Source organism: Paenibacillus hemerocallicola (assembly GCF_006265175.1).
GTDB lineage: Bacteria > Bacillota > Bacilli > Paenibacillales > NBRC-103111 > Paenibacillus_AB > Paenibacillus_AB hemerocallicola.
The window spans coordinates 126,727-145,177 of sequence record NZ_VDCQ01000005.1 but is presented as its reverse complement, the minus strand read 5'-3'; the positions used below and the strand labels follow the sequence as shown (position 1 = coordinate 145,177).

Genomic DNA, 18,451 nt, shown 5'->3' with positions numbered 1-18,451 from the left:
ACAACGCCTCAGTTCCCCGGAAATGCACTCTTTGCCAAAGGGACCGGCGCCGTTCTTATTCTCGTTATGGTTGTTCAGCTTCTAGCGACCGGCTGCTTGCGCATCCGCTCGGGTACGGTATCTTTGCCCGCCACGTCCTCGAACGTCTCCCGGCGGACGACGAGATCGGCTTCGCCATCCCGTACGAATACGACTGCCGGACGGCGTAGCCGGTTGTAGTTGCTGGCCATCGAATAATTGTAAGCTCCCGTGCAGGAAACGGCCAAAATGTCGCCGGCCTCCGTCGCCGGCAGCTCGAGATCGCGGATCAGCATATCGCCCGTCTCGCAGCATTTGCCCGCGATCGACACGGTCTCTTCGTTCGGATCATTGGCACGGTTCGCCAAAAGAGCCTCGTACTTCGCATCGTACAGCGCGGGACGCGGATTGTCCGTCATGCCGCCGTCAACCGATACGTATTTGCGTACGCCCGGTATGTTTTTCGTCGATCCGACCGTGTAGAGCGTCGTACCGGCGTCGCCGACGATGCTGCGGCCCGGCTCGATCCAAATTTCCGGGAGCGGATATTCGTGCTTGGCGAACAACGATTTGATCGAACCCGTAATCGCCTGAACGTATTGCGACAGAGGCAGCGGGCTGTCCCCCTCCACATACCGGATGCCGAACCCGCCCCCCAGATTGATAACGGAGAACGTAATGTCCAGCTCCTGACGGACCGTTTGGGCGAACTCCGCAACCCGCTCGGCCGCCAGGCGGAACCCGTCGACTTCAAAAATTTGCGAGCCGATATGGGAATGTACGCCGAGAATATTTACGTGCTTCAGCGCCAACGCTTCGCGAATCGCCTGATAGGCGGACCCGTTGCCGATATCGAAACCGAATTTCGTATCCGTCTGTCCGGTCGAAATGAATTCGTGCGTGTGCGCCTCGACGCCCGGCGTTACGCGGAATAAAATGTTCATAACGGCGCCTTTTTCTTTGGCGATTTCGTTCAGCAGGTGCAGCTCCATGAAATTGTCGACGACGATACAGCCGATCTTCGCATCCAAGGCCATCTCGATTTCCTCGGGCGTCTTGTTGTTGCCGTGGAAATGGATCCGGTCCGCCGGAAACCCTGCCCGCAGCGCCGTATACAGCTCTCCGTCCGATACGACGTCAAGCGACAGCCCTTCCTCCTCGGCGATCCGGCACATGGCCATTACGCAGAACGCCTTGCTTGCGTATGCGACCTGAAACTGGAAGCCCGTGGCGCGGAACGCTTCCACAAACTCCCGACAGCGCCTGCGAATAAGAGCCTCGTCGAATACATATAGCGGCGTTCCAAATTTGGCGGCAAGCTCGGCGGTATCGCATCCCCCGATTTCAAGCCGTCCAGCTGTGTTGATTTTACTCGTTCCGTGCAAATACATGTCCGGTTCCTCTTTCCCTGGATCGTAATGATGATAGCCACTTGTCGAAAGCTTTCTTCTAAATTACCACAGCACCGCCGCAATGACAATATGGCCCAATAGACCCCCGAACTCATTATGCGAAAGCGAATCGCCCTTTCGCAAGCCCCGCAAATCGGAAACAAGCCCGTGACTGGTCACGAGCTTGGCTCCGGCGAATCGTTTTCCGGCTGGCGCCTCTTGTCGATCGCCTTCGTAATGCTTGGGCGCATCTTGGAGGCGAGTATCGGTCTGCGGAATAGGATGGACAGCATCGCCTTCGCATTGAACGGAATAAACGGCCACATGTACGGGGTGTTGTAGGAGCGGGTCATGGACAGCCAGATCAGCCAGGCGGAAAACCCGATTACGAGACCCGGTATTTTAAATACCGCGACGAGCACGAGCATAGCCAGACGCACGAGACGGTTGGCCAGACCAAGCTCGTAGCTCGGCGTAGCGAACATCCCGACGGCGGCTACCGCCATATACATAATCACTTCGTTGATGAACAAGCCGGTCTTGACCGCGATATCTCCGACCAGAATGGCGGCGACCAAGCCCATCGCGACCGTCAATGGAGAAGGGGTATGCACGGCCGCCAGCCGCATCATATCCACCCCGACCTCGACCAGCATAAACTGGGCCAGCATCGGGAGCTTCCCTTCCTTCTGCGGACCGAGAAATTCGAGTCCGGGCGGCTTCAGCTCCGGGTTTTGCACGAGCAAGAACCAGAGCGGCAGCATGAACAAGGACATGAAGATACCGAAAAAGCGAACCCACCGCAAGTAGCTGCCGACAAACGGCGTCTGCCGATATTCTTCGACGTGCTGGATCAGGTGAAAAAAGGTCGTCGGTAAAATCATGACGCTCGGCGACGTATCCGCGAAGATGATGACATGGCCTTCGAGCAAATGCGAGCTGACGACGTCCGGTCGCTCCGAATAGCGGACGGACGGGTAAGGATTCCATCCTTTGCCGATGACGGCCTCCTCCAGCTGCTTGTCGCCGAGCGGAATTCCGTCGATCTTCACCTTGCCGATCTTATCGCGAAGCGATTCGACAAGCTTCGGATCGGCGATATCGCTAATATAGCCGATGCACACGTCCGTCTTGGTGCGTTCCCCGACTGTCATTAGCTCCAGCTTCAATCTGGGGTCGCGGATACGTCTCCTGACCAGGGTGACGTTGGTCATGAGCGTTTCTACGAAGCCGTCCCTCGCTCCTCGAACGACCCGTTCGAGATCCGGCTCCTCGATCGAACGTCCAGGGAAGTTTTTCGCATCGATAACGAGCGCGGTCGTTTCATTTTCGATAAAAAAAACGGTGGAGCCGCTCAAAGCGAAATTGACCGCTTTATCGAATTGCTCGACGGGCTCGACCTGGATGTGGGACACGTATTTTCGCAAAAAGCTCGTCAGCGTGTCCGGCACGACCTGCTCCCGTTGCAGATGAGACAGTCTCATGATAATATCCGTCAGGACGGTATCCTTCGCGAAGCCGTTCGCAAAGAAAAAAGCGGTTTTCTTCGTTCCGAACTCCATCACCCGAAAGACGAGATCGAAGCTGACGTTCAAGCCGGTTTTCTCTTCCAGTGCGCGCTCGACATCCTCTATCCTGTGCGGAATTTCATCCATTTCCTTCAGTCCGAGCTCTTCGTCCGTCATCAGCTCGCGGGCATCGATCTTCTCGTCCCCTTCGCGCTTACGCCCTACTTTCGTTATGCCGGACGATCTTTTTTTCATATCCGTTCCCATGTTGCGTCCTCCAAGTAGATGACATAGCCGTTCAAGTTCATAAGCGGAAAACGATCCATTCGAACAGCGAACCGGCCACCTTGCCCATCACCATCGCCATAAGAAGCCAGACGATATATCCGCCCAAGCCGAGACGCTTGGCCATGATCGGCAGCACATTCAGCACCTCGGTCAGCGCCCCTGCCAACATCCCGATAAAGCAGCCCGCCAGCAGGCCGAGCGCGGAGGCTAGAACCGGCGTGCCCCGTATTCCCCAGTCGAAAAAGTCGGCGAACGTCCAGAACATGACCCCCGCCACCATCGCGGCTTCGAAAACATGCACCTTGTCGAAAGTCCGAGTCATCTGGGCCAGACGGGGGACGATGTCGAGTACGATCAAAAAGGACACCATTCCGCCGCCGACCGCAAGTCCGCCTGATAGCCCGATCAATATCGCGGCCGCATTGCCCAGCAGCAAGCTCATGCCGAACCGCCGCCATTCGTTCCCGAGCCGCCGTCCTTATTCCCGTCAGGTACTCCGGCAGGCGGTTCGGAGGAGGCCGAATGCAGCATTTTTTTGTATTCCTCGGTTATGACATAATGGTTCAAGCTCTCCTGGTAAGAGAACATTTCAACCTCCAACGGGCTGGGCTCCTCGTTAAACCGCTTCTTGAACAATTGATTGAAGAACAGCACCATGCCCGCGCCGAGACCGAACGAATACGGAATTTGCAGCCAGTACGGATGCTCCGACCAGCGTCCGGTTATCATTTCATAGAGGCGCTGATGCACCTCCAACATGCTGACGTCTTCGTGAAAATTCATGATCGCGAGTCCCGATCCGACGAACAGCAGCAGCCAGACGATGGCAAGAGCAACCCGGTTCGGCGGCCTCGCCTTCGTCTGTACGTCGACCAGCACGTGGGGCTCGCCGAAATATTCGACCTTCAGCTGCGGATACACACTGCGAATCGTTTTGACAATATGCATCATGTCGATCAGGACGATATTGCCGTCAAGCTCGGCCGGCTTGAACAGCGGCAGCTCGAGCAGCGTACGCTCCATATCCGGATCGGCGAGCAGCTGGGCGACCCGTCCGAGCGTAACCGTCTCCCCGGGAGCAACCGAAGCCCGCTTGCGAAGCCGGATGTATAAGGTCGGAGTGAAGGCGCGTTCCATCGAATCGCTCCCTTTCCTTCATCAACTTTCCTTTAGTATGCGATGCATGGAAACGCGATAAACGCTCTATTTTTTGGCAAACGGTTAATAGCCCTGCCAAGCGGAGCATTTGCTTATACGGCAAAAAAACGTTTCCGTCCTTCGGGGAAGGCGGAAACGTTTTTTTTATGTACAAGTTTATTTATTGCGCGATCTGCTCGCGGATCGACTGCAATATTTTTTTCTCCAGCCTGGACACCTGGACCTGCGAAATGCCGAGTCGGCTGGCCACCTCGGACTGCGTCTGGTCCCGGAAATAGCGGAGGTAGACGATGAGCCGCTCCCGCTCCGACAATGTGCCGATCGCCTCGTTCAACGCCAGCTTGTCGAACCACTTCTCCTGTCCTTCGTCGGCGATTTGATCCATCAGCGTGATCGGATCCCCGTCGTTCTCGAACACGGTTTCGTGGATCGAGGTGGGAGGCTTGTTCGCTTCCTGCGCGAATACGACGTCCTCGGGCGTAATGCCCAAGTCGTCGGCCACCTCCTTGATCGTAGGCATCCGGCCGAGTCTTTTGGACAATTCGTCCTTTTTCTTGCGTACCTTATTGGCCAGCTCCTTGAGCGAACGGCTCACCTTCACCGTACCGTCATCCCGCAAAAACCGCTGGATTTCGCCGATGATCATCGGCACCGCATACGTGGAAAACTTCACATCATAGGATAAATCGAATTTATCCACGGATTTCAGCAGTCCGATGCATCCGATCTGAAACAAATCTTCCGGCTCGTAGCCGCGGTTCAAAAAACGCTGAACGACCGACCATACGAGGCGGATGTTGCAATTGACGAGCGTCTCCCGTGCGACCGTGTCCCCGGACTGGCTCAGGGCTATGAGCCGTTTCACTTCCGTATCGTCCAGGTACGTATGAGAAGCATGTTTCAAATCGACATCCATATGGCAGGACCCCTAGTTATACAGCGCTTTTTTTGATTCGATTTGCTTGACCATGACGACCTTCGTTCCTTGCCCTGGCTGGGAAACGATGTCTACTTCATCCATGAAATTTTCGATAATCGTAAAGCCCATGCCGGACCGTTCCAATTCCGGCTTCGAAGTATACAACGGCTGCCGGGCCAGCTCCAAATCCTCGATGCCTCTTCCGGTGTCTTCGACCGTCAAAGTAAACCGGTCACCTTCGATCGCGGCGGTAATTTTGATCTCCTCATCGGGGGAGTTGTCATAACCGTGAATGATAGCGTTCGTAACCGCCTCGGATACGACGGTTTTGATATCGGTAAGCTCCTCCATTGTCGGATCGAGCTGGGACACGAACGCCGCGACGGTAACCCGCGCGAACGATTCGTTCTCGGACAAGCTGGCGAAGGTCAGCTGCATACGGTTGTTTCGGCTCATGACACCACCTCCAAGCTGGATAAGGCTAGTCTCTCATTCTCTTGAATCGTCAAAATTTTAAACAGACCCGACATTTCGAACAAACGGTAAACCGCCGGATTGACATCGCAAACGACCATTTTGCCGCCTCTGGCCGTAATCAGCTTGTAACGGCCTAATATAACCCCGAGCCCCGAACTGTCCATGAAACTCAAATCTTTCATGCTGAGCACGACGTGATTGACATCGCCTCTCAAAATCGCCTCTTCCATCTTCACCTTCACCGTCTCGGCGGTATGATGGTCGAGCTCTCCCTTCAATCGGACGATCAACGTTCTGCGATGATGCTCCAATTCGATGTGCAAACTCAAGGCAGGCTCACTTCCTTTCGCGTTGTGATTATGATTTCTACGAAATGGTCGTATATTCCTGCAAGGCGACAAAACTAGAAGAAAACTGCTATTTATAGAAGATTCATGATATATTTCAACAACTTTTGCCCGAAATCGGGGGAATTCGCCATTTTATCGCATTTGATAAGGAGTTCCCGGATCCCTTAAGGGATCCGGGAACGATAGCGGTCACAATCAGTCCGCCATGAACAGCTTGAGCGACGTTCGTTTCAACAATTTCCACCAGTTTGCCTTTTTCACTTCAACAGGCGATTCGACCGGGAATTCGGAGACGATCCGATCTCCTTTGTAGACGACGAGCTTGCCGAGAGGCTGCCCATAGGCGATAGGCGCCTTTAGCTCGGGCAGCAGCTGGAGCTCGTGGCGGATATCCGCGCCGGCATCGCCCTTTTTCATGAGTACGCTGTATTGGTGCTTTGCGGTTATTTCGATTTGCGGCTGCTCGCCTTTTTCGACCCGTACGTTTCCGATGTGGTCGCCCGTTTTGAAGATCGGATGGCTCGTATATTGGGAGAACGCGTAGTCGAACATTTTCGTTACTTCCGCGTTGCGCGTTTTCGTGTTCGGTTCGCCCAGAACTACGGCAACGACCCGGAATGTATCGCGTTTGGCCGTAGCCGACAAGCAAAACTTCGCTTCGCTCGTATAGCCGGTTTTCAATCCGTCCGCCCCGGTATAGAAACGGACAAGTTTGTTCGTGTTGACGAGCCAAAACGGTTTCTCCGAATCTTTGCGCAAATAGTCTTGGTATAATCCCGTATATTTCGTAATCTCCTCATGCTTCAGCAGCTCGCGCGACATAAGGGCGATATCGTAGGAAGTGGTGTAATGGTTTTCCGCCGGCAGTCCGTTCACATTGACGAAATGGGTATTTTGCATGCCAAGCTGCTTGGCCTTCTCGTTCATCATGCCTACGAACGCTTCTTCCGTGCCGCCGATTTTCTCGGCCATCGCTACGGAAGCATCGTTGCCGGATGCCATCGCGATTCCTTTCAGCATCTCGTCGACCGTCATCTCTTCGCCCGGCTCCAGGAAAATTTGCGATCCGCCCATCGAAGCGGCGTACTCGCTCGTTCTAACCTTTTCATCGATCTTGATTTTGCCTTGATCCAACGCTTCCATGATCAGCACCATCGTCATGATTTTCGTGATGCTCGCGGGCGGCAGCTTCTGATCCTTGTTTTTATCGTACAAAATCGTGCCGGTGTCCGCATCCAGCAGTACCGCCGAGCTGGCATTCGGAGCCAGATCGATTTGCGGAGCGGACTCCTCCTTCGCTTTCCCCGTTTTGTCGTCCGCATGGACCGCAGGCATCACAAGCGCCATAGCCAGCATCGCACACGCAAACCGCGCAAATCCTCGTTTGAACATTAGATTTAACCCCTCCTGATCCGTCGTTGAAACGTGTTCCATTCGATTTCGTTGCCAAGATGGAATCGCTTCTAACCAGTGTTGACAAAAAAGGGGAAAAATAAACCGGCTACGAAGCCGGAATTTTGCATTTGGGCAGCCCCATTTGGCAATAACGGAACCAAGGTACGTTATCCGCTTGAATGCGACACTCGGTGGAAAAAATAAAGGAACCGTGATCCGTTATGCGGCCTCTGGGGAGTGAACTCACCTTATCATAGGCTCATTAACGGAAGTCGGTTCCTTTATTTGCGGGAAATAGCGTGCAATGAGACAAATAGCGGAAGCGGGTTCCGTTACCTAAGCGGCGTACCGTTACGGCAACTCCCTATCTGGCGTGTTACCTCCTACCATCTGCAACATAAAAAGTCCTTTGATCGCGACTAATCCTGCTTTTTCGGCGAAATTCTTGCTGTCTGCCGCAATCGGATTTTCTGCTTGTAAACGCCGGCCAGATCGATACAAATCGGCTTTAAGTCCAACCGGTCATCGGCCTTGAAAAAAAGGGTCAGTATTTCCTTCTCGTCGCCGTCGTAACGCTTATAATCCACATCGACGTATTCCATCGCCAATTTGTGCTTGCTTATCCCTTCCTCGAACAACCTCTTGGCAAAGTCTTTATCCAAGCTGCCCGCATGATGCTCGATCTGCATACTACCCGCTCCTCTCGGCAGTAGATCATTGTGCATACGTTTCGGATCAGAACGCCTGCATTGAATATGGGCATCGACTGCTCCCAACATGACATCGAACACGTCGGATAAACGAAGGGACCGATACTCCCCGAGCATGGCGAGAAATTCCTCTTCGTATCTGCTGCGCCAGGACGCCGGATATAGGCGCAACAGCCATTTCGACAGCTTCATATCGACACCAGCCTTTGCAGGCCGACAGCGGCGATTTTATTGACGCCGGTCAAATACTCCTTGAGCGCCGCCGCACCGCCGGGCGTGAGCCCGTACGGACGACGTCGGTCGTCCGATTCGAGCGAGCGGATCAATCCTCGCTTCTCCAATCTGGCCAGAGCGCCATAAAGCGTGCCCGGGCCAAGTCGCACGCCCGACAGCTCTTCTATATCTTCCATCATCGCATATCCGTGCTTGTCGCCGCCTGCCAGACTGGCAAGGATCAGCACGCTCGGATCCGCGAAACGGTCAAGATCGGCTATACTCATCCTGCACCTCCGGTTTCTAATTATTACGCGATACGATATATCGCATAACGTAATAATAATCCATTTTGTGGGAGTCGTCAACGGTACATTATTTACGCCGCACAAAAAGAAAAAAGCTTGATTTCTCAAGCTTCCGGGTCAATCTAAGATTCGATTACTTCCAGTCGCGATCCGGGCGAACGAGCAGGGGCGTTCCGCGCAGCTCGCTCAAATCGGCGGCACCTATGCCGAACATGGCGGCTCGCAGCTCGAACTCGATCCGCTCGAGCACAAGCGCAACCTCATCGGCCGAATCGACGCCGGCGCCGAGCAGCGAGCGACCGTAACCGGCGATATTCGCTCCGAGCGCGAGCGCTTTGGCCGCATCCACGCCATTCGCGAGCCCGCCGCTCGCGACGAGCGTACAGTCCGGCACGGCCGCTCTCGCCTCGACGATACATTGCGCAGTCGGGATTCCCCAATCGGCGAATGCCTCTGCCGCCGCGCGCCGCGTAGGATCCGTCGTGCGGAATTTCTCTACTTGGCTCCAAGACGTCCCTCCCGCACCGGCGACGTCGACAAATGAAACCCCTGCATCGACAAGGAGTCTCGCCGTTTCCCCGTCTATCCCCCATCCGACCTCTTTAATGCCGATCGGGATAGGCAACGTAGAGCAAAGCTGTTCGATTTGCCGAAGCAGCCCTTTGAAATTGATGTTGCCTTCCGGCTGGAACAGCTCCTGCATGCCGTTCAGATGAAGGACAAGCCCATCCGCTTCCGCAAGCTCGACCGCACGGCTGCATTCGGCCGCGCCGTAGCCGTAGTTCAATTGCACTGCGCCTATATTCGCGATAATCGGTATGGTCGGCGCGACATCCCGGATGCGGAAAGTCTCGGATAGCTCCGGGCGCTCCAACGCCGCGCGTACCGATCCGACGCCCATCGCCCAGCCTCGCCGTTCGGCCGCCTCCGCCAAGTTCCGATTGATCCTTGACGCTTCTTCCGTGCCGCCGGTCATCGAGCTTACCAGCAGAGGGACCTTCATGTCTCTGTCCAACCATTGCCAGGACGTATCGATTTCGCCGAAGTCGATCTCGGGCAGCGCCCGGTGACGAAACCGGTACTGCGCAAAGCCGGCCCCTCCCGTCTTGCTGCCGACCTCCTCCTCCAGACAAATCCGGATATGCTCGGTCTTTCGGCGTTCCGTGCTCATTATGGCTCCCCCTTCTATTCCCGAATCACCCTTTCCGCGACAAGCTTGTCCGAATGCGGCTCGGCGGTACGTGTCTCCTCCCAGGCGAATCGGCCTCCGGCCAATGAACCGGATCTAATCACTCGAGCTTCTCTACCATTTGTTCGACAAAGCCCCCCTCGATCTCCTGCCGATGTGCACGAACCTCAACGCCATTTTCGGCAACGGACGAAAGTTTGTAACATTCTCCGGCCTTTCCGTTCGCCGATTGGAGACAAACTGTTGCGGCAACCGAACATCTGTAGCGGAAGAGGGATTGCGCCAACCAGGCTCTCGTTTTAATACCGGACTCCCCGAGCTTGGCAGCGGCGTGACGAATCGCCGGATGCTGCCCGGCTTCAAACGCGAATGAGGAGCATATATGACTGTGCCTACCCGTACTGAGAGTTTCTTTCCGCCATCTCCTCGTCAAACCAACGCTCCCAGCTCCCCGGATCGCCCTTCAACACATACTGCTTATACGGATGCTTACCTTCCGCGAAAGCTTTGCCCCCCAGCACGAGGCGGATATCCGGATATTCCGCGGAAATGTTGTCAAACATCTCCACTGACGCGGCCAGAAAACGTTTGCCGGTCAACGAGGAGCATACATATCGGGCCTGCTTGCTGCCGATCGCCTGCAGTACGCCGTCCAAAGGCGTATCCGCTCCCAAATACAAAACCTCCATCCCTTGTCTGCGCAAATAAAGGACGAACAGCAGCAGTCCGAGCTGATGCCGCTCCCCCGCCGGACAAAAGGCGACCGCCCTCGGCAAATTGCCTTGGATCGGCAGCACCCGAAAAAAAGCGTGGAAGCGCTCATAAATCATATTGCTGACGAAATGCTCCTGCGCCACGCTGATTTTGCCGCTCTCCCACTCGTCCCCCACCTGATACATAATCGGAACCAGCACGTGGTGGAACATATCCTCGTAAGCATACAGCGCGAACCCTTTGTCGATGAGACGGTTCGCTTCCTCCGTCCGGTATTGGATGAGAGCGTCGTACAGCGGATTTTTAATCAGATCGAACGTGCTTCGAGGCAACTCCGCCACCGCCGCCGAGACCGTCGACGCAGCCGTCGCGGGTTCTCGCCGTTCCTCCTTGGCCTGCTTCAGCAATCTCGCCGCCTGACTGATATTGATGTCCTTCTCTTCCATCGCCCGCTTCAGCCAGCGCAAATCGTCGACATCTCTTTCCGAATACAGCCGATGGCCGCCCTCCGTCCGTTCCGGATCGACCGCGCCGTATCGGTTTTCCCATGCCCGTATCGTGACGGCCGGAATGCCTGTCAGCTTCACTACCGTTTTAATATTGTACATACAGCGACGATCTCTCCTTCCTCCGAACGAATTCCGCCCAATATTTATACAAATACTATACAGCATACGCATGCCGTTTACAAAATGACTTTGCCAAAACGAAAAAGACCGTCCCTTTCCAATCAGGGACAGTCCTCGATCTTACGTAGGGCTTTACTCGATGACGGAATGCACGACCGGAACCGGCTCGGGCTTGTCGGACACGATCGTATACGCGCCGATCAGCCGTTCGGCAATATCCTGGTTTTGCTCCCGGTTGCTGTGGATGACGGCGATCACATCTCCGAATTTGACCGGATCGCCCACCTTTTTGCGGAGCGATATCCCGACCGAATAGTCGATGGAATCTTCTTTCGTAGCCCGCCCTGCCCCGAGCAGCATGGCGGTCACGCCGACCGTCTCTGCATCGATCGACTGAACGAACCCTTCCCGTTCGGCCCTTACGCTGACATGCACCGCAGCTTGCGGTAGCAGCCCCGGATCGTCGACGATCGCCGGGTCGCCGCCTTGCGCTTCCACGAACTTGCGGAACGTCTCTACGGCGCGGCCCGAATGGAGCAGCTCGTCCAGTGCGCGTCGAGCCTCGTCGTAATTGCCGTAAGCTCCGCCCGCCACCGTCATATACGCGGCCAAAGTCAGGCAAATTTCCCTCAGCCGCGTATCGCCGCCGCCGCGCAATACTTCGATTGCCTCCGCGACCTCGTTCGCATTGCCGACCTCCGTGCCGAGCGGCTCGCTCATATCGGACAACACGGCGATCGTTCTGCGCTTCAAGCTTTTGCCGATCGACACCATCGTGGAAGCTAACGCCTTCGCATCCTCATACGATTTCATGAACGCGCCCGAGCCGACCTTCACGTCCAGAACGATGGCGTCCGCGCCCGAAGCGATCTTCTTGCTCATGATCGAGGACGCGATCAGCGGAATCGAATTCACCGTCGCCGTTACGTCGCGCAGCGCGTACAGCTTTTTGTCGGCAGGAGCCAGATTGCCGCTCTGCCCGACCAAAGCCATTTTGTTTTCGTTGACATTGCGCACGAACCGGTCGTTCGGCAGCTCGATGCGAAACCCTCGGATCGATTCCAGCTTATCGACGGTGCCGCCCGTATGACCTAGGCCGCGGCCGGACATTTTGGCGACCGGAACGCCGGCGGCGGCCACGAGCGGGACGACGATAAGACTCGTCTTGTCCCCTACCCCGCCGGTCGAATGCTTGTCGACCTTTATTCCCGTAATGCCGGCCAAGCTGACGACGTCTCCGGAATTGACCATCGCCATCGTCAGGTCGGCAATTTCCTCTTCGTCCATGCCGCGGAAAAAGACGGCCATCGCAAAAGCGGACATTTGGTAATCCGGGATGTCTCCCCGCGTAAAGCCTTGAACGGCATAATAAATTTGCTCCCGCGTCAAGCGTCCGCCGTCGCGTTTGTGCTGAATCAGATCTACCATTCTCATGTCCGCTGCCTCCTTGACCCGGCTGTCCCGTTCCTGCCGCTTGCTGCTATATGCTCACGACGCGTACGAACGATTTGACGAGAGCGGCGAATTTCGGCTTCGTCCGGTTCGCCACCTCCATAACCTGCTCGTGGGAAAGCGGCTCTAGCTCCTCGCCGATCGCCATATCCGTTATGCAGGACACGCCGAGCACGTTCAATCCGCAATGTCTGGCCGCGATCACCTCGGCGACCGTGGACATTCCGACTGCGTCTCCACCGAGCCTGGCGAGCATTTTCAGCTCCGCCGGCGTCATATAGGAAGGGCCGCTGATGCCGCAATATACGCCTTCCTGGAGCTCCAGCGCATTGCCGTCATCGCCCCGGATTTGGCTCGATATCCGATGAGCGAGCTCCCTGTACGATTTGTTGTACGCCTCGGACATGTCGGGGAAGCGCGGACCGAGCTCCGCCTCGTTTTTGCCGATAAGCGGATGATCCCCCGTCATGTTCAAATGATCGCAGATCAGCATCAGATCGCCCGGCCGGAAAGCACGGTTCATTCCTCCGGCAGCGTTCGTAACGACTAAAGCTTGAATGCCGAGCTTCCTCATCACGTATATGGGCGCAACGACTTTGCGCATCGGATAGCCTTCGTAGTAATGGAATCGTCCTTGCATGACGATGACCGGCTTTCCTTCGAGCGTGCCGATCACGAACCTTCCCGCATGACCTTCTACCGTCGATACAGGAAAATGCGGTACGTCCCCGAAATCGATTTTGACCGCATCCTCCACTTCATCGGCCAAATCCCCCAATCCGGAGCCGAGCACGAGTCCGATGGCAGGGAGACGGCCGCCGATCCGGGATCGGATGAAACCGGCCGCCTGATTGATTTGTTCCACATACGACAATTCCATGAAGTATACCCTCCTGCGCCTATAATAGTTCGAAGATTCCGCTGCGCGGAATAAGGTTTACAGCTTCGGGATAATGGCTGATACGAGACCGAGAAAGCTTTCTTTTACCCGGTCGGCGGTTTCCATGACCTCGGCATGGGACAGCTGGGCATCAAGAATCCCCGCGGCCATGTTCGTGATGCAAGAAATGCCGAGCACCTCGATTCCGGCATGCCGGGCGGCAATTACTTCCGGCACGGTCGACATGCCGACAGCGTCTGCACCGATCGTGCGAAGCATGCGAATTTCCGCCGGCGTCTCATAGCTTGGACCGAGCAGTCCTGCGTAGACACCCTCTTGCAGCTCCAAGCCCAGCTCGGCCGCAGCATCGCGGGCTATAGTTCGCAGCTCGGCGCTGTACGCCTCGGACATGTCGGGAAAGCGAACGCCCAGCGCATTCTCGTTAGGTCCGATCAACGGATTGCGGAACATGAAATTGATATGATCGCGAATAAGCATCAACTGCCCCGGGGCAAACGACGTATTGACGCTGCCGGCCGCGTTGGTGACGAGCAGCGACTTGACACCCAGCGCTTTCATGACGCGCACCGGGAAAGAGACGGTCGCTACGTCGTAGCCTTCGTACAAATGAAACCGTCCCTTCATCAGAACGGTTTTCTTGCCCCGGATCGAACCGACGAGCAGCTCGCCGGCATGTCCTTCAACCGTAGAAACCGGAAAATGCGGTATTTCTTCATAATGGATGACCGTTACGTCCTCCATCGCATCCGCCAGCACCCCGAGTCCCGAACCGAGAATAAGACCGACTTCGGGAGTATACGGGATTTCATCCTCGATAAACCGTACGGCCTCCGAAACTCGGTGTTCCATCGAAAGATCGCTCATGCAGTACCTCCCCGTCATTATACAAGATTGGCAAGAAAGCTCGTGCCATGCCCCGGCGCGGCTACGCCGAAATTGTCCGCCACCGTCGCGCCCACATCCGAGAACGTCGCGCGAATGCCGAGCGGGCCCGGCGTCCGCAAGCGCGGACTCCAGACGATCAGCGGCACATATTCCCGCGTATGATCCGTACCGGGATGGATCGGATCGTTGCCGTGGTCGGCCGTCAAAATCAACAGGTCGTCCCGGCCGATGGCGGCCATGATGTCCGGCAAACGGGCATCGAATTCCATAAGCGCCCGGGCATATCCGTCGGGATCGCGTCTGTGGCCGTACAAGGAATCGAAATCGACGAGATTCGTAAACGCAAGCCCGTGAAACGGCTGCTCCAATGCAAGAATCGTCTCCTCGATCCCATGTGCGTTGCTTTTCGTAGGCCTAGCGGCGGTTACTCCTTCGCCGGAGAAGATGTCGTTTATTTTGCCGATCGCGATACAGTCGAGCCCCGCTTCCTTGAGCCTGTTCATGACCGTCGGCTCTGGAGGCTTGACGGCATAATCGTGCCGGTTCGGCGTCCGCTTGAACGCTCCGGGCTGGCCGACGAACGGACGCGCGATGACACGGCCGACGGCATATTCCCCCATCGTCAGCCGTCGGGCGATCCGGCATGCTTCGTACAGCTCCTCCAGCGGAATGATATTTTCGTTCGCGGCGATTTGAAAGACGCTGTCCGCCGACGTATATACGATCCACGAGCCGGTCCGCAATTGCTCCTCGCCAAGCTCCTCGATAATTTCCGTGCCCGATGCGGGCTTGTTGCCGATTACGCTCCGCCCCGTCTCCCGCTCGAACAAACGGATCAACGGTTCGGGAAATCCGTCCGGATACGTTTGAAACGGGATCGTCACCCGCAAGCCCATTAGCTCCCAATGACCGGTCATCGTATCTTTGCCGACCGACACTTCCGCCATCTTGCCGTAATAGGCCGCTGGATAGTCGACTTCGTTAATTGTCTGCAATGGGGCTATATTCCCCAGACCTAACTTTTCCATATTCGGCAATGAAAAAGAAGGAACCCGTTCGGCAATATGACCGAGCGTATGGGCACCCTCGTCTCCGAAAACGGGGGCGTCGGGCTGCTCGCCGATCCCGACGCTGTCCAGTACGATTAATGCGATGCGCTGAAAAGTCAAGGTTGTTCCCTCCGCTTGGGCAATGTATCGGCCGACTGGCAAAACGGTTTTCCATATTATCTCACGACGCCGAAACGAATGCAAAAGAACCCCGTAACGTACCCGGGGCCCGACTCTGCTTGGCGCCTCAACGGACTCCCTCATTCTTGATGCCGACAAAAAAGCAGGCCCCCGGGCCCGCTTAAGTCATGTTCGCTCTCGGATGAGTGCGATCGTATATTTCTTTCATTTTCGACTTCGTTACGTGAGTGTACACCTGAGTCGTGGATATATCGGCATGGCCCAGCATCTCTTGAACCGACCGCAAATCGGCTCCGTTCTCCAGCAGATGAGTGGCGAACGAGTGACGCAGCGTATGCGGCGTAATTTCTTTGTCGATCCCCGCCTCCCTGGCATATCGCTTCATGATTTTCCAGAAGCCTTGACGGGTCAATCGGGTGCCCAGATGGTTGATGAACAACGCTTCCTCCGACTTTTCCTGACGAAGCAGGTGCAGCCTGGCCGATTCGATATATTGGCTCAGCCATACCGCGGCGATCCGGCCGAGCGGAACAATCCGTTCTTTCGAGCCTTTGCCCGTACAGTGGATAAAGCCCATTTCAATATTGACGTCACCGACATTGAGCGAGATCAGCTCCGACACCCGGATCCCCGTCGCATACAACAGCTCCAGCATCGCCTTGTCCCGCATGCCGGCGGCGGCAGTCGTTTCCTGTGCGTCAAGCAGCCGCTCGACCTCTTCCACGGTCAGCACCTTGGGCAGTCTCTTCTCCAGCTTCGGCGTCTCCATATGGACCGACGGATCTTGGACGATCAGTCGCTCCCTTACGAGATACTGGTAAAAGGCGCGAATGGAGACAATGTTGCGCGACAAGGTGGCCGGAGCGCGGCCAAGCTGCTTCAGCTCCTGCAAATATTGGACGATGTGGAACTTGCCCGTCTCCTCCAGCGACCGCACGCCTTGCTTATCGATATATCCCAAGTAGTGGATCAGATCCCGCTCGTACGATTCAAGCGTATTATGAGCGAGTCCTCGTTCCACGGTGAGGTAATGTATAAAGTTATGCAAATGTCTCTTCATCGCGACAAGTCGTTCCCCCAGTATGTCGTTCCTCTTGTTAACAATCTATTCAACATGAAGGAACGATTTCCTGCCGGAGACGAACAAAAGTTTGCCTCAACCATCATTCTCCGTACTTGTAAAAAAACAACAAGCGCTCGATCGCGGTTTTGGGCTCCATGGCCGATTCGTCCTGACTGAACACCTTCAACGCCTTCCCCATCGGCTCCCTGTATCGTCCCGCGGGCTCGATCCATCCTCCGACGATACGGAACAATTCGTACAGAACGACGGTCAGGATTACAAAAACCGCGATATATTTCGTCCGAACCCACCATTTTCTGAAACGGATAATCATCATGGCTTGTCCCCCGCCTGCCGTTAAGGTATTTATGCTCCCACGGTTAGGTTATGAGGGGAAGCGGCGATTTATGATTGTCCGCTATCGAGACGTACGGCAGCGCCACGGCTTCGGCGACCGCTTGATACGTAATATTTCCACCATGGGTGTTGACGCCCAGCCTCAGCATCGCGTTATCGCGTATCGCAATCTCGAATCCTTTATCCGCAAGCTCCATCACGTATGGCAGCGTCGCATTGGTGAGCGCCAAAGTGGAGGTGCGGGGCACCGCCCCCGGCATGTTGGCCACCGCGTAATGGATGACACCGTGCTTTTCATAAATCGGATCGCTGTGGGTGGTCACCCGATCGATCGTCTCGATTGATCCGCCTTGGTCGATGGCGACGTCGACGATCACCGCTCCTCTCTTCATCGTCCGGACCATCTCCTCGGAGACCAGCTTTGGCGCGCGGGCACCCGGAATGAGCACCGCTCCGATCAGCAGATCCGCTTGCCGGACTACGCCGGCGATATTGTACGGACTCGACATGAGCGTCTTTACGCGCCCCCCGAATACGTCGTCGATGTATCGCAACCGATCGCCGCTCCGCTCCACGATCACGACGTTCGCGCCCAACCCGAGCGCCATTTTGGCCGCGTTCGTGCCGACGATGCCGCCGCCCAGTATGACGACGTCCGCGGGCGGAACGCCTGGAACGCCTCCCAACAGCACGCCGCGCCCGCCGTAAAACCGTTCGAGAAAGTGCGCCCCGATCTGAACGGACATCCGTCCCGCCACCTCGCTCATAGGCGTTAGCAACGGCAGTCCTCCGCCGGGCTGCTGAATCGTCTCGTATGCGATGCCGGTCACCTTGCGTTGCACGAGCGCATGGGCCAGCTCCGCCTCCGCGGCAAGATGCAAATACGTAAACACAATCTGATTTTCGCGGAAATAGCCGTATTCCGACGGAAGCGGCTCCTTCACCTTAAGAATCAGCTCCGCCTGCCCCCACACATCTGCGGGATTCGATATGACCCGGGCGCCTTCGTTCCTGTACTCCTCATCCGTAAAGCCGCTGCCGAGTCCCGCACCCGTTTCTATCAGCACCTCATGCCCGGAATGGGTCAGCATGCGCGCCCCTCCCGGCGTAAGAGCTATGCGGAATTCATTGTTTTTGATTTCTTTCGGTACGCCTACGATATAACGATTCGCTGCAACCATCTGATCACCTCACGGTAGTGCTGGTTATGAACGGGCTTCCTTTCATAGCATGCGTTGGAAGTCTGCAAACTATCCTTCCTCCCCACCCGATCGGCACATTCGCCGCGAATGCAAAAATCCCCGGACAAGCGGGGTTGCCGCTGCCGGGGATTTCT

At 56.0% G+C, this 18,451-nt stretch carries 19 protein-coding genes; all 19 read right to left on the bottom strand.

The window, feature by feature from the left end; genetic code table 11:
- Positions 1 to 74 precede the first annotated feature (74 nt).
- Entirely contained in the window at positions 75 to 1,409 is a 1,335-nt protein-coding gene (gene lysA / locus FE784_RS05375; protein ID WP_139601100.1) for a diaminopimelate decarboxylase, read from the bottom strand.
- A 176-nt stretch (positions 1,410 to 1,585) separates the two neighbouring features.
- Positions 1,586 to 3,184: a spore germination protein gene (locus tag FE784_RS05370; RefSeq protein WP_139601099.1), complete on the bottom strand. Its 1,599-nt coding sequence runs from the start codon at positions 3,182 to 3,184 to the stop codon at positions 1,586 to 1,588.
- Between the two features lie 37 nt (positions 3,185 to 3,221).
- Positions 3,222 to 3,647 (bottom strand): stage V sporulation protein AB, encoded by a 426-nt coding sequence (locus tag FE784_RS05365; RefSeq protein ID WP_139601098.1) that lies wholly within the window; start codon positions 3,645 to 3,647, stop codon positions 3,222 to 3,224.
- The gene (locus FE784_RS05360) at positions 3,644 to 4,342 is read right to left on the bottom strand and encodes a stage V sporulation protein AA (RefSeq protein WP_139601097.1); all 699 of its coding nucleotides are present in this window, start codon (positions 4,340 to 4,342) and stop codon (positions 3,644 to 3,646) included. The genes FE784_RS05365 and FE784_RS05360 overlap by 4 nt, the downstream gene beginning before the upstream one ends.
- A gap of 181 nt (positions 4,343 to 4,523) precedes the next feature.
- Positions 4,524 to 5,279, bottom strand: coding sequence for an RNA polymerase sporulation sigma factor SigF (gene sigF / locus FE784_RS05355; RefSeq protein ID WP_139601096.1), 756 nt, complete (start codon positions 5,277 to 5,279; stop codon positions 4,524 to 4,526).
- Between the two features lie 12 nt (positions 5,280 to 5,291).
- Positions 5,292 to 5,738 (bottom strand): anti-sigma F factor, encoded by a 447-nt coding sequence (spoIIAB, locus tag FE784_RS05350; RefSeq protein ID WP_139601095.1) that lies wholly within the window; start codon positions 5,736 to 5,738, stop codon positions 5,292 to 5,294.
- Positions 5,735 to 6,088 (bottom strand): anti-sigma F factor antagonist, encoded by a 354-nt coding sequence (gene spoIIAA, locus FE784_RS05345; RefSeq protein ID WP_139601094.1) that lies wholly within the window; start codon positions 6,086 to 6,088, stop codon positions 5,735 to 5,737. Before spoIIAA ends, spoIIAB begins: the two co-directional genes overlap by 4 nt.
- A 216-nt stretch (positions 6,089 to 6,304) precedes the next feature.
- The gene (locus tag FE784_RS05340) at positions 6,305 to 7,501 is read right to left on the bottom strand and encodes a D-alanyl-D-alanine carboxypeptidase family protein (protein ID WP_425465530.1); all 1,197 of its coding nucleotides are present in this window, start codon (positions 7,499 to 7,501) and stop codon (positions 6,305 to 6,307) included.
- Positions 7,502 to 7,923: 422 nt separating this feature from the next.
- Positions 7,924 to 8,406: a PSP1 C-terminal domain-containing protein gene (locus FE784_RS05335; RefSeq protein ID WP_139601093.1), complete on the bottom strand. Its 483-nt coding sequence runs from the start codon at positions 8,404 to 8,406 to the stop codon at positions 7,924 to 7,926.
- Positions 8,403 to 8,714 carry a PadR family transcriptional regulator gene (locus FE784_RS05330; RefSeq protein WP_139601092.1) on the bottom strand — a complete coding sequence of 104 codons (312 nt, stop codon included), beginning with the start codon at positions 8,712 to 8,714 and terminating at the stop codon, positions 8,403 to 8,405. Before FE784_RS05330 ends, FE784_RS05335 begins: the two co-directional genes overlap by 4 nt.
- A 154-nt stretch (positions 8,715 to 8,868) precedes the next feature.
- The gene (fni, locus tag FE784_RS05325) at positions 8,869 to 9,906 is read right to left on the bottom strand and encodes a type 2 isopentenyl-diphosphate Delta-isomerase (RefSeq protein ID WP_139601091.1); all 1,038 of its coding nucleotides are present in this window, start codon (positions 9,904 to 9,906) and stop codon (positions 8,869 to 8,871) included.
- Positions 9,907 to 10,316: 410 nt separating this feature from the next.
- Positions 10,317 to 11,246, bottom strand: a complete 930-nt coding sequence (locus FE784_RS05320; RefSeq protein ID WP_176705978.1) for a MerR family transcriptional regulator — start codon at positions 11,244 to 11,246, stop codon at positions 10,317 to 10,319.
- Between the two features lie 153 nt (positions 11,247 to 11,399).
- Complete coding sequence (locus FE784_RS05315) at positions 11,400 to 12,701, bottom strand: pyrimidine-nucleoside phosphorylase (RefSeq protein WP_139601089.1); 1,302 nt, start codon at positions 12,699 to 12,701, stop codon at positions 11,400 to 11,402.
- 46 nt (positions 12,702 to 12,747) lie between these two features.
- Positions 12,748 to 13,599, bottom strand: coding sequence for a purine-nucleoside phosphorylase (locus tag FE784_RS05310; protein ID WP_139601088.1), 852 nt, complete (start codon positions 13,597 to 13,599; stop codon positions 12,748 to 12,750).
- A 57-nt stretch (positions 13,600 to 13,656) separates the two neighbouring features.
- Entirely contained in the window at positions 13,657 to 14,484 is an 828-nt protein-coding gene (locus tag FE784_RS05305; protein ID WP_139601087.1) for a purine-nucleoside phosphorylase, read from the bottom strand.
- A 17-nt stretch (positions 14,485 to 14,501) separates the two neighbouring features.
- Positions 14,502 to 15,674 (bottom strand): phosphopentomutase, encoded by a 1,173-nt coding sequence (locus tag FE784_RS05300; protein WP_246131912.1) that lies wholly within the window; start codon positions 15,672 to 15,674, stop codon positions 14,502 to 14,504.
- 181 nt (positions 15,675 to 15,855) lie between these two features.
- Entirely contained in the window at positions 15,856 to 16,755 is a 900-nt protein-coding gene (xerD, locus tag FE784_RS05295) for a site-specific tyrosine recombinase XerD (RefSeq protein ID WP_139601086.1), read from the bottom strand.
- Positions 16,756 to 16,858: 103 nt separating this feature from the next.
- Positions 16,859 to 17,095, bottom strand: a complete 237-nt coding sequence (locus tag FE784_RS05290; protein ID WP_139601085.1) for a DUF4227 family protein — start codon at positions 17,093 to 17,095, stop codon at positions 16,859 to 16,861.
- 43 nt (positions 17,096 to 17,138) lie between these two features.
- Complete coding sequence (gene ald, locus FE784_RS05285) at positions 17,139 to 18,296, bottom strand: alanine dehydrogenase (protein ID WP_139601084.1); 1,158 nt, start codon at positions 18,294 to 18,296, stop codon at positions 17,139 to 17,141.
- Between the last annotated feature and the right edge of the window lie 155 nt (positions 18,297 to 18,451).